The sequence below is a fragment of the Neobacillus cucumis genome, assembly GCF_023715505.1.
The window spans coordinates 24422-38192 of sequence record NZ_JAMBOH010000021.1 but is presented as its reverse complement, the minus strand read 5'-3'; the positions used below and the strand labels follow the sequence as shown (position 1 = coordinate 38192).

13 protein-coding genes and 1 riboswitch are annotated in these 13771 nt (G+C 46.2%); all 13 genes read left to right on the top strand.

Annotated features, from left to right (window positions below; genetic code table 11):
* Positions 1-73: 73 nt before the first annotated feature.
* Positions 74-257: riboswitch (cobalamin riboswitch) on the top strand.
* Positions 258-383: 126 nt separating this feature from the next.
* The 13 genes from M3226_RS22850 (at position 384) to cobT (ending at position 13762) form a co-directional block, all read left to right on the top strand.
* On the top strand, positions 384-767 hold the full coding sequence (locus M3226_RS22850; RefSeq protein ID WP_251570979.1) for a (2Fe-2S) ferredoxin domain-containing protein: 384 nt from the start codon (positions 384-386) through the stop codon (positions 765-767).
* Positions 768-820: 53 nt separating this feature from the next.
* A complete protein-coding gene (gene cobJ / locus M3226_RS22845) occupies positions 821-2446 on the top strand; it encodes a precorrin-3B C(17)-methyltransferase (RefSeq protein ID WP_251570978.1) in 1626 nt (541 codons plus the stop codon).
* Between the two features lie 64 nt (positions 2447-2510).
* Positions 2511-3470 (top strand): sirohydrochlorin chelatase, encoded by a 960-nt coding sequence (locus M3226_RS22840; protein ID WP_251570977.1) that lies wholly within the window; start codon positions 2511-2513, stop codon positions 3468-3470.
* 1 nt (position 3471) lies between these two features.
* Positions 3472-4269 carry a precorrin-6A reductase gene (cobK, locus tag M3226_RS22835; RefSeq protein WP_251570976.1) on the top strand — a complete coding sequence of 266 codons (798 nt, stop codon included), beginning with the start codon at positions 3472-3474 and terminating at the stop codon, positions 4267-4269.
* Between the two features lie 16 nt (positions 4270-4285).
* The gene (locus M3226_RS22830; RefSeq protein WP_251570975.1) at positions 4286-4933 is read left to right on the top strand and encodes a precorrin-8X methylmutase; all 648 of its coding nucleotides are present in this window, start codon (positions 4286-4288) and stop codon (positions 4931-4933) included.
* A 3-nt stretch (positions 4934-4936) separates the two neighbouring features.
* A complete protein-coding gene (locus M3226_RS22825) occupies positions 4937-6040 on the top strand; it encodes a cobalt-precorrin-5B (C(1))-methyltransferase (RefSeq protein WP_251570973.1) in 1104 nt (367 codons plus the stop codon).
* A 1-nt stretch (position 6041) separates the two neighbouring features.
* Positions 6042-7232 (top strand): precorrin-6y C5,15-methyltransferase (decarboxylating) subunit CbiE, encoded by a 1191-nt coding sequence (gene cbiE / locus M3226_RS22820; protein WP_251571017.1) that lies wholly within the window; start codon positions 6042-6044, stop codon positions 7230-7232.
* 2 nt (positions 7233-7234) lie between these two features.
* Entirely contained in the window at positions 7235-7936 is a 702-nt protein-coding gene (gene cobI, locus M3226_RS22815) for a precorrin-2 C(20)-methyltransferase (protein ID WP_251570972.1), read from the top strand.
* The gene (gene cobM, locus M3226_RS22810; RefSeq protein ID WP_144561825.1) at positions 7933-8706 is read left to right on the top strand and encodes a precorrin-4 C(11)-methyltransferase; all 774 of its coding nucleotides are present in this window, start codon (positions 7933-7935) and stop codon (positions 8704-8706) included. The genes cobI and cobM overlap by 4 nt, the downstream gene beginning before the upstream one ends.
* Positions 8706-9827, top strand: a complete 1122-nt coding sequence (locus M3226_RS22805; protein ID WP_251570970.1) for a cobalt-precorrin 5A hydrolase — start codon at positions 8706-8708, stop codon at positions 9825-9827. The genes cobM and M3226_RS22805 overlap by 1 nt, the downstream gene beginning before the upstream one ends.
* Positions 9828-9844: 17 nt before the next feature.
* Complete coding sequence (locus tag M3226_RS22800) at positions 9845-11215, top strand: cobyrinate a,c-diamide synthase (RefSeq protein WP_251570968.1); 1371 nt, start codon at positions 9845-9847, stop codon at positions 11213-11215.
* The gene (locus tag M3226_RS22795; protein WP_251570966.1) at positions 11208-12725 is read left to right on the top strand and encodes a cobyric acid synthase; all 1518 of its coding nucleotides are present in this window, start codon (positions 11208-11210) and stop codon (positions 12723-12725) included. The genes M3226_RS22800 and M3226_RS22795 overlap by 8 nt, the downstream gene beginning before the upstream one ends.
* The gene (gene cobT / locus M3226_RS22790; RefSeq protein ID WP_251570964.1) at positions 12722-13762 is read left to right on the top strand and encodes a nicotinate-nucleotide--dimethylbenzimidazole phosphoribosyltransferase; all 1041 of its coding nucleotides are present in this window, start codon (positions 12722-12724) and stop codon (positions 13760-13762) included. The genes M3226_RS22795 and cobT overlap by 4 nt, the downstream gene beginning before the upstream one ends.
* Positions 13763-13771: the final 9 nt, after the last annotated feature.

Here is a 13771-nt window from a genome sequence, read left to right as displayed (position 1 = left end):
TTTCGTTTGGATGATTCTAAATCATTTTTAATTCTCATAGTTTAGCTTTAGAAGAAACAAGCCTTTTTAACAATTGAATAGATTAGGAATAGGTGCGCATTAAAAATATGTGCTTAATTAGGGAAGTACGGTTTAAATCCGTCACGGTACCCGCCACTGTATGGGGAGTTCATTGCAAATGTCACTGAAGGAATTCGGGAAGACGCAATGGTATGATGAACCTAAGTCAGGAGACCTGCCTATACCTAAAAAGCTTCAATCAACCTACGGGAACATAGGTAGAAGTGCTGAACATACATCGCTATTTTTTGTGTGATATATTCTGCACCCCTATGTCCATAGGGGTGCTTTTTTTACGTAAAAAACAAAAAGGAGAGTGTGACATGACTACATGGAATTTACAAGGGACGAAACACCATGTCCTCATATGCAACGGCAGCAGCTGTATGAGAAAGGGTGGGGAGGAAGCGACACAAGCGATTCGGAATGAAATCACCAATTTAAACTTAGATTCACTCATACATACAACTAGAACGAGATGCAATGGGAGATGTAAGGACGCTCCCGTTGCCATCGTCTATCCATCCGGGACTTGGTATAAAAACGTAACCCCAGAAGTGGGAACTACAATTGTAAAGCGTCATCTGGCGGAAGGTCATTGCCTTCAGGAGCATGCGATCTATCAATATTCCGAAGCAGGATTCATACAGCCAGATGGCTCGGAATGCATCCAAGGAGTACAAAAAGCGGTTAAAGAAAAGATGTAACAGCGGATAGTAGCTGGATTCTAGTTTGAAATTTTGGAAGGTGGCGTAATAGTGTGAAAGGAAAATTATTGGTGATTGGTTTTGGCCCTGGTGATGAAAAACATATTACCGGTCGGGCAAAAGAAGCCATCCAAGAAAGTGATATCATCATCGGCTACAAAACCTATGTTGATTTAATCAAGGGATTAATAACTGGAAAGCAAATCATCAGCACAGGAATGACAGAAGAAGTGAGCCGTGCCCAGGAGGCTGTGAAACAGGCGGAGCTCGGTTACACGGTAGCGGTCATTTCGAGTGGTGATGCGGGTGTATATGGAATGGCAGGACTGGTTTACGAAGTGCTAATCGAAAAAGGCTGGAAAAAAGACTCAGGGGTAGAAGTGGAGGTGGTCCCTGGCATTTCCGCCATCAACTCCTGTGCTGCCTTATTAGGCGCGCCGGTCATGCATGATGCCTGTACAATCAGCTTAAGTGACCATTTGACACCTTGGAGTCTGATCGAGAAACGAATCGAAGCGGCCGCTCAAGCTGATTTTGTGATTGCCTTATACAATCCAAAAAGCGGGAGAAGGACACGGCAGATTATGGAAGCACAAAAAATTCTACTAAAATATCGCTCGCCAGACACTCCTGTAGGATTGGTAAAGAGTGCTTTCCGTGATAGTCAAAAAATCGTCTTAACTAATTTACAAGAGATGCTCGAACATGAAATTGGCATGTTAACCACCGTTTTAATTGGCAACTCTTCCACATTTTTTTACGACGGCTTGATCATCACTCCGCGCGGTTATCAGCGGAAGTATACATTAAATCAGGCAATACAGCCGTTGAAACCGCATCAGCGTTTGCAAAAGGAAGCCGAACCATGGGCACTGGAGCAAATGGAAGATGTAACGCCGGTAAACAAGAAACTAGTCACCCCAACCTCAGTGAAAGAGTCGCCAAGAGAGCTGGCTGAGGAAGCTTTGCAAATGATCCTTGGTGAGAACGATGGACCATCCCAAGGTTTACTGGTGAAGCAAGACTTTCAATCTATTTTTGAGGTAGCGGTCAGCCCTGGTGTCGCCAATAAAAAATTTACCGCGACTCAGATGGTCATTCTTTCCGAAATTGTCGGAGAAGAAGGTGTCATGGAATACACACAAGACCATTATATGAAGCTGCAAATTTTAACCTCTAAGCCCGATGAGATTGTTGAAAAACTAACGGCGGCCAACTTTTTGATTGCTCCTGTTGGCGACGTATTAACCGTAAAAGCCTGTGATTTTTGTGACGGAGAAAAGAAGGATTCCATCCCTTATGCCGATGAACTGCAGGAAAGGCTTGGCGGCATGGAACTCCCCAAAGAATTGAAACTGGGTGTGAATGGCTGCGGCATGGCCTGTTATGGAGCCGTAAAAGAGGATATTGGCATTGTCTACCGCAAGGGAGCATTTGATTTATTTTTAGGAGCCAAGACAGCTGGAAGAACTGCACATCCCGGCCAAATCGTAGCGGAAGGAATCGCACCGGACCAAATTGTCGGAGTCATAGAGGGGATTGTTCAAGAGTACAAACAAAAGGCCTATCCAAATGAACGTTTCTATAAATTTTTTAAACGGGTCAAGGAGGTTCAAGGTTTTGTGTACCAGGATATCACACCAAACCTTAAAATCGAAGCGGCTGTTTGTGGGGAGTAAAGGGGAGAAGATCTAGCGGTCAATTGGCAGGTTAGGCATTTACAAACAAAGGGGAGGAAATATTTTGAAAGCAATTTTATTTGTGGGGCATGGGAGCAGAGATCCTGAGGGAAATCAGCAGGTTCGCGAGTTTATCGGTGAGATAAGAAAGACTTGGGACGATTCTTTCCTAGTTGAGACGTGCTTTTTAGAATTTGAACGACCAACCGTTAATCAAGGAATCGATCTGTGTGTGGAGAAAGGGGCCGACCATATTGTCGTGATTCCAATCATGCTCTTACAGGCAGGACACTCCAAAATTCATATTCCAGCAGCTATTGATGAGGCAAAGAATAAATATCCACTTGTTCAATTTACTTATGGCCGGCCAATTGGTGTTCATGAGGAAACATTTGAAATTCTAAAAACGAGATTAATGGAAATTGGCGAGAATTGGGAGGCACCTGAAGACGATACAGCTGTCCTTTTGTTGGGACGGGGCGGAAGCGATCCTGATGCCAATAGTGATTTATATAAAATTGCTAGATTACTATGGGAAAAAACAAACTATAAAATCGTCGAACCTGCTTTTATGGGGGTGACCGATCCCCTTGTGAACGAAGGGATTGAGCGCTGTATTAAGCTTGGAGCAAAAAAAGTCGTAATCCTGCCTTACTTTCTATTCACCGGCATCCTGATTAAACGGTTAGAAGATATGATGGTTCCTATTCAAAATCAATATTCCGCGGTTGAATTTCAATTGGCTGACTATTTTGGTTATCATCCAAAATTACAGACGATTTTAATCGATCGGGCGGAAGAAGCCCTTGGTGATGAGGTGAAGATGAACTGCGATACCTGCCAATACCGTCTCAATGTGATGGAACATATCGATCATCACCACCACCATGATCATGATCACGATCATCATCACGGCCATGACCATCACCATCATGACCATCACCATCATGACCACGACCATCACCATCATGACCACGACCATCACCATGATCACGAACATGCAGTGCAAAAGGCAGGAGATTAGGATGATTTTCGTATTAGCCGGTACAAGTGATGCACGAGCCCTTGCTTTAAAAATAAAAAAGGAGGGCTTTGATCTCTTGGCCTCCGTTGTCACAGAAAATGCAGCGGTTGAATTAAGGGAGTCAGGGATACCTGTTCAAGTTGGAAGATTAACCGATGAAGACATGGTGGGGTTGATTGACACAAAAGGGATTCAAGCGGTTGTCGATGCCAGTCATCCGTTTGCGGAAGAAGCTTCGAAAAACGCAATCAAGGCAGCCCAAACGGCGGGAATTCCCTATATACGGTATGAACGGGAGTCACAGACTTTCCAATATGACAACATGATAGTCGTCGAAAGCTACGAGGAAGCAGCGGAGCTTGCATTGGCCAAAAAAGGCGTGGTGATGCTGACGACCGGCAGCAAGACGCTTCAAATTTTCACAGAAAAACTATTAGGTAATCCGGACATCCGCTTGATCGCCAGGATGCTGCCTCGTGTGGATAATATGGAAAAATGTGAGCAGCTAGGGCTGCCGCAGAAAAATATTGTTGCGATCCAGGGGCCATTTTCAAAAGAGTTTGACAAAGCTCTATATAGGCAATATGGCGTGACCTTAATGGTGACGAAAGAGAGCGGGAAAGTCGGATCAGTCGATGAAAAGGTCGAAGCGGCCAAGGAATTGGGGATTGAAGTCATCCTAATTGGACGGCCGAAACTGAATTATGGCACTGTCTATGCTCATTTTATCGATGTCATCGCAGAATTACATAAAAAGATTGGTTCCACACCAACCGTTACAACAGAACAATCATTTTAATATAGGAGTGAGAGAAATGGATTTTCGTACCGAATTTAAACCGTTAACCGTCCAACCGGAACAGATCGAAGGAAGAAGTTTTGAAATGATTAATGAAGAAATTGGGGAGCACCCGTTTACCGAGGAGCAATATCCGATTGTCCAGCGGATCATCCATGCATCCGCTGACTTTGAACTTGGGAAGAGCGTCCTCTTCCATCCTGACGCTATTCAGTCCGGTATTCGGGCGATTCGGAGCGGGAAAATGGTAGTTGCCGATGTTCAAATGATTCAAAGCGGGGCGAATAAAGCGCGAATTGAGAAGTACGGCGGAGAAATCAAAGTCTATATTTCTGACCCGGATGTCATCCAGGAAGCCAAACGTCTGAATACCACAAGGGCGATTATTTCGATGCGGAAAGCGATCAAAGAAGCAGATGGAGGCATTTTTGCCATCGGGAACGCCCCAACCGCCTTACTCGAACTCATCCGCCTGATTAAAGAAGGAGAAGCGAAACCAGGTCTTGTCATTGGTCTGCCTGTTGGGTTTGTTTCTGCCGCTGAGTCAAAAGAAGAACTAGCCAAGCTCGATATTCCATTCATCACCAATATTGGCAGGAAAGGCGGCAGTACCGTGACCGTTGCTGCATTAAACGCCATTTCCATTATGGCCGATCGGGGATAACCCATGCAGGAAGTACCAAAAGGAAAGCTGCGGGAAGGATATACGACAGGGGCCTGCGCAACGGCAACCACCAAAGCGGCGCTAACGGCATTAATAACCGGTGAGCAGCAAACAGAATCGACCATTTACTTGCCCGTCAAGCGGTTTGCAACCTTTCAGATAGAAAGCTGTGAGGTAAAGGAACAAACAGCCACCGCCAGTACGATTAAAGACGCGGGGGATGACCCAGATGCTACCCACGGGGCCTTGATTGTTTCCACCGTGTCATGGCTTGATGAACCAGGCATTGTGCTTGATGGGGGAATCGGGGTTGGCCGGGTCACAAAGGACGGCTTGCCCGTTCCCGTCGGCGAAGCGGCGATTAACCCTGTTCCCCGCAGGATGATCCGTGAGACAGCCGAAGGGGTTTTAAAAGAATTCGGGATTACGAGAGGAATTAAGATCGTCATTTCTGTACCAGCCGGTGAAGAAATCGCCAAAAAAACACTCAATGGACGCTTAGGAATCATTGGCGGGATTTCTATCCTCGGAACCCGCGGGATTGTCGTTCCTTTTTCCACAGCCGCCTATAAGGCCAGTATCATCCAGGCGATTAGTGTTGCCCGGGCCAGTGGCTGCGAGCACGTTGTCATTACAACAGGCGGGCGGAGCGAGAAAAATGCGATGAAGCAATTCCCCGAGCTGTCTGAGGAAGCTTTTATCGAAATGGGTGACTTTGTCGGGTTTACCCTTAAACAATGCAAGAAGCAAGGGGTAAAAAGAGTGTCGATGGTCGGCATGATGGGGAAATTCTCTAAAGTCGCAATGGGGATCATGATGGTCCACTCAAAAAGCGCCCCGGTTGATTTTGATTTTTTAGCTGAGGTAGCAAGCAGTACCGGTGCGGATGCCGCTCTGGTTGAGCAAATTCGAACGGCCAATACGGCATCACAGGTTGGCGATATGATGTCCTCACAGGGCCATCTTTCCTTTTTTGAACGGCTAAGCGACCATTGCTGCCTTGCTGCGTTAAAGGAAGTCGATGGCGGGATCGATATAGATACGACCCTTTATACCATGAAGGGGGAATTGTTAGGAAAGGCGGTGCGAAAGAGTGGCATCAATTAAAATGATCGGCATTGGGGACGAAGGAAAATTAAGTCTGCTCCCGATGTACGAAAAGTGGATTAATGAAAGTGAACTATTAGTAGGAGGAAAGAGACAGCTTTCCTTTTTTCCTGAATTCGCCGGCGAAAAAATCGCGATTGAAGGCGGGCTTTCGTCCCTGGTCGAACGGTTGCAGACGGAGACGAGAAACGTAGTGATTCTAGCTTCCGGAGACCCGTTGTTCTATGGAATTGGAAGCTATTTATCTTCTAAAATCGGTTTGGACATTTATCCTTATTTAAGTTCGATCCAGCTTGCTTTTGCCAGAATGAAAGAAAGATGGCAGGATGCGTATTTCACCAGCGTTCATGGCAGGAGTATAAAAGGGCTGGCACAGCGAGTGGATGGAAAAAAAACGGTCGCAATCTTGACCGACACAGAAAATTCCCCAAATAAAATTGCTCAGTATTTGCATTCCTTTGGCATGACTGAATATGAGGCGTTTGTGGGAGAGAACCTTGGCAGTGACAAGGAACGATGCCGCTGGTTTACCCTTGATGAAATGAAGGATGAAGAGTTTTCACCGCTCAATGTGGTAATTCTCAAGAGAAAAGGGGAAAGCCCACATTGGCCGATTGGCATTGACGATGCGGAGTTTATTCAGCGAAAACCGGATAAGGGCTTAATTACCAAAAAGGAAATTCGCACACTAAGCATTAGTGCCCTAAGGTTAAAGGAAGACAGTACGGTTTGGGATATTGGCACATGCACAGGTTCTGTTGCGATTGAGGCAGCGAAAATCGCCAGGGAAGGACAAGTGTTTGCCATCGAAAAGAACGAGGGCGACCTGGAAAACTGTAAGCAAAATTTAGCGAAGTTCCGTGTGGATGCCACACTCGTTCACGGGAAAGCACCAGAGGGATTAGATACCTTCCCAGATCCGGATGCGGTTTTTATTGGCGGGACGGCAGGCGGGATGGAAGACATTTTGGATATTTGCTGCAGCCGCTTGAAAGCGCGTGGACGGATTGTCTTAAATGCCGTCACGATTGAAAATCTTTCAGAAGCGATGCTTGCGTTTAAAGAGCGGGGATATGAGACCCACATTACTCTTGCTCAAATATCCAGAAGCAAGCCCATTTTGAATCTGACAAGATTTGATGCATTAAATCCGATTTACATAATAGAAGCATGGCGCAAGGAAGGGGAGTAAACATGTTAGGTACATTATACGGCCTAGGGGTTGGCCCGGGAGATCCCGAGCTCATTACCGTTAAGGCGTTTCGTAAATTAAAGGAATCACCCGTGATTGCCTATCCGAAAAAACAAAAGGGCAGCAAAAGCTATGCCCATCGAATCATTGATGTCTATTTTCAGCCGAACGAAAAAGAAATGCTCGGCCTTGTCTTTCCGATGACAAAGGATCCAGCCACATTGGAACGAAAATGGGCGGAAACCGTGGAAAATGTGTGGGAGAAGCTGCAGGAGGGAAAGGATGTCGCTTTTGTAACTGAGGGGGATCCTCTTTTGTACAGCACGTTTATTCATATGATGCGTTTGATGCAGGAAAAGTATCCGCAGGTTCCAATTGAAGTCGTTCCTGGGATTTCGTCCATCAATGGGGCGGCTTCTAGGCTGGGAATTCCATTGGCAGATGGCGATGAGCATGTGGCGATTGTTCCAGCACGGGATGACTATGAAACCATGAAAAAAGTCATTCAAGACAATGATTGTGTCATTTTTATAAAAGTAGCGAAGGTCATTGATTTAATGCTTGAAGTATTACGTGATTTAGATTTGCTTGACAAGGCTTCAGTTGTCACAAAGGTAACATCGGATGAGGAGATTATTTGGCGGGCAGATGAGCTCGAAGGAGCGGAGCTTGAATATTTAACATTAATGGTGGTGAGAAAATGAAGCTTTATATCATTGGTGCCGGACCAGGCGATCCTGATTTAATCACGGTAAAAGGTCTTCAGCATCTTCAGGAGGCAGATGTCGTTCTTTATGCGGATTCTCTTGTAAACGAAGACTTAATTGCTAAAGCAAAACCTTCTGCCGAAATATTGAAAACCGCCGGGATGCATTTAGAAGAAATGGTTGACGTCATGGCTGAGCGAATCCAGCAAGGGAAAAAGGTCGTTCGGGTCCACACGGGCGATCCGGCTGTCTATGGGGCGATTATGGAACAAATCGTCTTGTTAAGGAAGAAAGGAATCGAAGTAGAGATTGTTCCGGGTGTGAGCTCTGTGTTTGCAGCTGCCGCGGCCGCGCAAGCCGAGCTGACGATTCCTGATTTAACGCAAACCGTGATTCTGACAAGAGCTGAGGGCAGGACACCTGTGCCGGAATTTGAAAAGCTGGCGGATTTAGCCAAACATCATTGCACGATTGCGCTTTTCTTAAGTGCGACGTTAACGAAAAAGCTTGTCAAGGAATTGACCGGGGCTGGCTGGAGCATGGATACCCCTGTTGCGGTTGTTTATAAAGCCTCGTGGCCGGATCAAAAAATTGTCCGGACTACACTAGAACGGTTGGATGAAGATATGCGGACGAATGGGATTCGTAAACAGGCGATGATCTTAGCCGGCTGGGCGCTAGACGAAAACATCCACGAACAAGATTATCGTTCCAAGCTGTATGACAAAACATTTACACATGGATTCCGCCGGGGGGTGGAGTCGTAATGATCGAGCTCCAAGAAGCGCAAAAGGCGGTCATTCAGCAGAAGGGTGACTATGCCGTTGTTGCGATTACAAAGCATGGGGTCGAACTGGCCCGCAAGCTGGGGAATTCGTTTCAAAATGCCGATGTGTACTATATGGCGAAGTTTGAAAAAGGAGATGAGCGGAACAAGGACATCCAGTTATTCACCGGAAGCGTTCGCCTTCTTCTGCCCTCTCTTTTCGAGGCCTATAAGGGGCTGATCATCATCATTTCCCTTGGAGCCGTGGTCCGAATGATTGCGCCTATTTTAAAGGATAAAAAAACAGATCCTGCCGTTGTCGTTATCGACGATAAGGGCGAACATGTAATCAGCGTACTGTCAGGCCATATCGGCGGTGCCAATGAACTAACGAAAGAAGTGGCGGCCGCCTTAAAGGCTCGTCCCATTATTACCACAGCTTCAGATGTTCAGGAAACGATTGCGGTTGATTTGTTCGGAAAACGGTTTGGCTGGATTTGGGACTCGGCTGAAAAGCTGACGCCCGTTAGCGCTTCGGTTGTGAACGAAGAAAAAATCGCCGTGGTCCAAGAGTCAGGCGAAAAAGACTGGTGGCCATATGGCCGCCCGCTCCCGGGAAATATTCAGCCCTATTCATCGATCCAAAAAGCGCTGGCCGCAAAGCCAGATGCTGCTCTAGTAGTAACCCATCGGAATTTATCCGCAGACGAAACGGAGATTTTACATAATGGTGTTTTATATCGACCAAAGGTGATTGTCCTTGGAATGGGCTGCAACCGCGGGACCACTGCTGCTGAAATCGAAGCAGTAATCGACGAAACGCTTGAGGAATTAGGGTTTTCGAAAAAAAGTGTCAAAGCCATTTGCACGATTGATCTAAAAAAGGATGAAGCGGGGCTGCTCGAAGTGGTGAATAAAAACCGCTGGGAATTTATTTATTACACACCAGCTGAATTGAATACCATTGAACTTCAGAACCCTTCTGAAACGGTTTTTAAATATACCGGTGCGTACGGTGTCAGTGAGCCGGCCGCCTTATTGTACAGCGGTGCAGAAAAATTAGCGTTGATGAAAAAGAAATCAGGTAATGTCACCATATCAGTAGCGGTGATTCCCTATTGATAGAGGAGGGAAATAGAATGTCTAGTCGCCGACTTGTAATTGCAGGGACAGGCAGCGGTGTCGGAAAAACAACTCTGACCATTGGGCTGATGTCTGCTTTAAGGAAAAAAGGTTATACCGTCCAGGGCTTTAAATGCGGTCCAGATTATATCGACCCGACCTATCATACGGCCGTCACGGGAAGAACGTCAAGAAACATTGACAGCTGGATGCTCAACCACGAGATGGTCAAAGAGATTGTCAACCGCGCAAGTGTTGGCGCGGATATTTCCGTTATCGAGGGGGTAATGGGATTCTTTGATGGGAAAAATCCACTTAACAATACCGGCTCCACTGCGGAAATCAGTCTCATCACCGAAAGCCCGGTCATTTTGGTCGTGAATTGTGCCAGCATGGCCCGTAGTGCTGCGGCCATTGTGAAGGGATTTCAAACGTTTCTGGCGGAAGCAAATATTGTCGGGGTGATCGCCAATCGGGTGGGGAGCGAAGGGCATTTTAAAATCGTCCAAACCGCGATTGAACAAGAATGCGGCATTCCCGTCCTTGGCTATTTGAAAAAAAACGAGGAACTCTCGATTCCGGAACGGCATTTAGGGTTGATACCCTCCGTTGAACGGGGAGAATTGGATCCATATTTTGAGCAGCTTGGTGATTTAGTGCTTGAAACCGTCGATGTAGATTCTTTATATGAGCTGGCGAAAGCTTGCCCCTTAAAGGTAAAAGAATCGCAGTTTAAGAGAGCGGAGAAGGCAACTGTAAAAATTGCAGTCGCAAGAGATGCCGCTTTTAATTTTTACTATCAGGAAAACCTCGACATGTTAGCAGCCGCCGGAGCAGAGCTGATCGAGTTCTCTCCATTAAAGGGTGAATGCCTGCCGGAACAAGTCGATGGCTTGTATATCGGCGGCGGGTTCCCAGAGGAATTTGCCGAGGAGCTGACCAAACTGACAGAGGTAAAGGACTCGATTCGATCGGCCATTGAAAAAGGACTGCCAACCTTGGCGGAATGCGGCGGGTTTATGTACTTAACCGAATCATTAGAAACGACAGATGAAACAAATTATGAAATGGTCGGGATCATTCCCGGAAAAGTGAAAATGCAGACAAAACTAGCGGCTTTGGGATACCGGGAAATCACCGCAGAAGGAGAGAATTTCTTGTTAGCGGGAAATCTGAGTGCAAGAGGCCATGAATTTCACTACTCTACCTTTCATCCGAGAACGGATTTTGACCCGGCTTACCAAACGAAAGGAATGCGCGGTTTTAAGCAGGAGGGCTATCGGAAAGGGAATTTAATTGCAGGTTATACCCATTTTCATTTTGGCTCATGCCCTGAGCTTGTGGAAAATTGGGTGAAGAAATGTAAGGAGTTCAAACAAAATGGTTAAAGCTCTTCCACTTATGTTTCAAGGTACCAATTCGGATGTCGGCAAAAGTGTCGTCGTGACGGCCTTTTGCCGGATTTTCGCCCAGGACGGATATAAAACGGTTCCGTTTAAATCACAAAATATGGCGTTAAATTCCTATATCACCGTGGACGGAAAAGAAATCGGCAGAGCACAGGGAGTTCAGGCCGAAGCCGCAGGGATTCAGGCAACCACCGATATGAACCCGATTCTACTAAAGCCGAACCGGGATAACCAATCCCAAATTGTCGTCCATGGTAAACCATATAAGAATATGGAAGCAGGAAAGTACCGCCGGGAATTCTTTCAAACGGGATTGGAGTTGATTCAACAATCACTCTCCACCCTGTCCCAGAATTATGAACGGATTGTCATTGAAGGGGCAGGCAGTCCGGCCGAGATAAATCTGAATGATCGGGAAATGGTCAATATGCGAGTAGCCAAAATGGTGGATGCCCCTGTGATCCTGATTGGGGATATCGAAAAAGGCGGAGTGTTTGCTAGTTTAGTAGGCACCCTTCAACTGATGGAACCAGCGGACCGCGACCGAGTGATAGGCGTGATTATCAATAAATTCCGCGGCGACATCCACCTGCTGGAATCTGGATTAACGTGGTTTGAGGAGTATTCAGGTAAACCCGTTCTCGGCGTGATTCCTTACTTGGAAAATCTAAATATTGATGCCGAGGATTCCGTGATTTTAAATCAATATACCTCCACTCAAAATATAGAAAAAGAATTGGATATCGCGGTGATCCAGTATCCGAAAATCTCCAATTTCACCGATGTCGACCCGTTTTTTGCCGAGCCTGATTGTCATGTCCGTTTTATAACGAGAGCAGATCAATTGCACGACCCAGATTTAGTGATTCTCCCAGGCAGCAAGAATACAATTGAAGATTTGCTGTTTTTAAAAAAGAGCGGCATCGCTCAAAAAATAGCAGAATTACAGAAAAAGAAACACACCGTCCTTTTCGGAATCTGCGGCGGCTATCAAATGCTCGGTGATAAAATTGAGGATCCGTTGGCGATCGAGTCGCTCCATCAAGAAATCGACGCTCTTCAGTTACTGCCAATTGAAACGACCATTACGAAAGAAAAGACGACGATCCTATCAAATGGGATGTTGCATCTTTTCGGTAAAAACTTTCATGTGACAGGTTACGAGATTCATATGGGCGAAACCTTGACGACGGGAATGTCTAAAGGGCTTATTTTTACGAATGAAAAATGGGATGGCTGTCATTCTTCAGACGAAACCATTATTGGCACTTATTTTCATGGGATATTTCATAATGATGAATTTCGCGAGGAATTGCTTAATCAGATCCGACGCAAAAAGGGCTTGGAGCCGATCCACAACCGCCCATCTTTTAACCAATTGAGGGAAGAAGCGTTTGACCGTCTGGCAGAACATGTTAGGGAACATGTAAAACTCGATGTCATAGAACAATTAATGAAGGATTACCAAAAAAGGGGGATCACCCAATGAATAGCGCAAAAACAGCGATCCAGCCTCTCGACAGAGAAATGGGGCAGCAAGTTCGTAAGTATATCGATACGTTAACCAAACCTCCGGGCAGTTTGGGGAGATTAGAGGAATTAGCGATTCAACTGGCGGAAATGACATCTGACTCCTTTCCGGTCGTGTCACCGCCTGGAGTGATCGTGTTTGCCGCTGATCATGGCGTGGTTGAAGAAGGGGTGTCCGCTTTTCCGCAGGAAGTAACCGTGCAAATGGTCATGAACTTTTTAAACAGCGGTGCGGCCATCAATGTCTTTAGCCGGCAAATCGGAGCCAAATTTGAAGTCGTCGATATTGGTGTAGCAGCAGATATAGAGGCAGATGGGTTTGTGAATCGGAAAATTCGCTATGGAACGAATAATATTTGCCAGCAGGATGCCATGACAATAGAAGAGGCCGAACAAGCCATCGCCGTGGGCTATGAACGGGCGGAACAGATGATTCAACAGGGAATTAAATGCCTAATTGTTGGTGAAATGGGGATTGGCAATACGACGCCAAGCAGTGCGATCGCAGCGGTTCTAAGCGGACAGGACATCAGTGCCCTTGTTGGCAGGGGAACAGGGATTGCGACAGAAAAAATCCGACATAAGCAAGAGGTCATCACACGGGCACTAAAGGATAGAAACCCTGACCGGAAGGATCCAATCGATATCTTAGCTAAACTTGGAGGTTTAGAAATAGCCGGTATGACTGGTGCAATGCTCTCCGCCGCTCGGAACCGGATCCCGATATTGGTAGATGGATTTATTTGCACGATAGCAGCTCTTTTGGCAAGGGAAATCTGTGAAACAGCAGCGGATTATATGATAGTCGGTCATCGTTCCGTCGAGCCTGGACATGAATTTGCGCTGCAGTTATTAGGCAAAAAGCCACTGCTTGATTTAGATTTGAGGCTTGGCGAAGGAAGCGGGGCGGCAGTGGCCTTTCCTATCCTACAATCAGCGACCTTAATGCTGAAAGAAATGGCCACCTTTGCATCAGCCGGAATTTCAAATGAGTAACGGAGGAAA

Coding starts and splice junctions, on each gene's coding strand:
- M3226_RS22850 (WP_251570979.1), top strand. CDS start 384: ATGACTACATGGAATTTACAAGGGACGAAACACCATGTCCTCATATGC.
- cobK (WP_251570976.1), top strand. CDS start 3,472: ATGATTTTCGTATTAGCCGGTACAAGTGATGCACGAGCCCTTGCTTTA.
- M3226_RS22830 (WP_251570975.1), top strand. CDS start 4,286: ATGGATTTTCGTACCGAATTTAAACCGTTAACCGTCCAACCGGAACAG.
- M3226_RS22825 (WP_251570973.1), top strand. CDS start 4,937: ATGCAGGAAGTACCAAAAGGAAAGCTGCGGGAAGGATATACGACAGGG.
- cbiE (WP_251571017.1), top strand. CDS start 6,042: ATGATCGGCATTGGGGACGAAGGAAAATTAAGTCTGCTCCCGATGTAC.
- cobI (WP_251570972.1), top strand. CDS start 7,235: ATGTTAGGTACATTATACGGCCTAGGGGTTGGCCCGGGAGATCCCGAG.
- cobM (WP_144561825.1), top strand. CDS start 7,933: ATGAAGCTTTATATCATTGGTGCCGGACCAGGCGATCCTGATTTAATC.
- M3226_RS22805 (WP_251570970.1), top strand. CDS start 8,706: ATGATCGAGCTCCAAGAAGCGCAAAAGGCGGTCATTCAGCAGAAGGGT.
- M3226_RS22800 (WP_251570968.1), top strand. CDS start 9,845: ATGTCTAGTCGCCGACTTGTAATTGCAGGGACAGGCAGCGGTGTCGGA.
- M3226_RS22795 (WP_251570966.1), top strand. CDS start 11,208: ATGGTTAAAGCTCTTCCACTTATGTTTCAAGGTACCAATTCGGATGTC.
- cobT (WP_251570964.1), top strand. CDS start 12,722: ATGAATAGCGCAAAAACAGCGATCCAGCCTCTCGACAGAGAAATGGGG.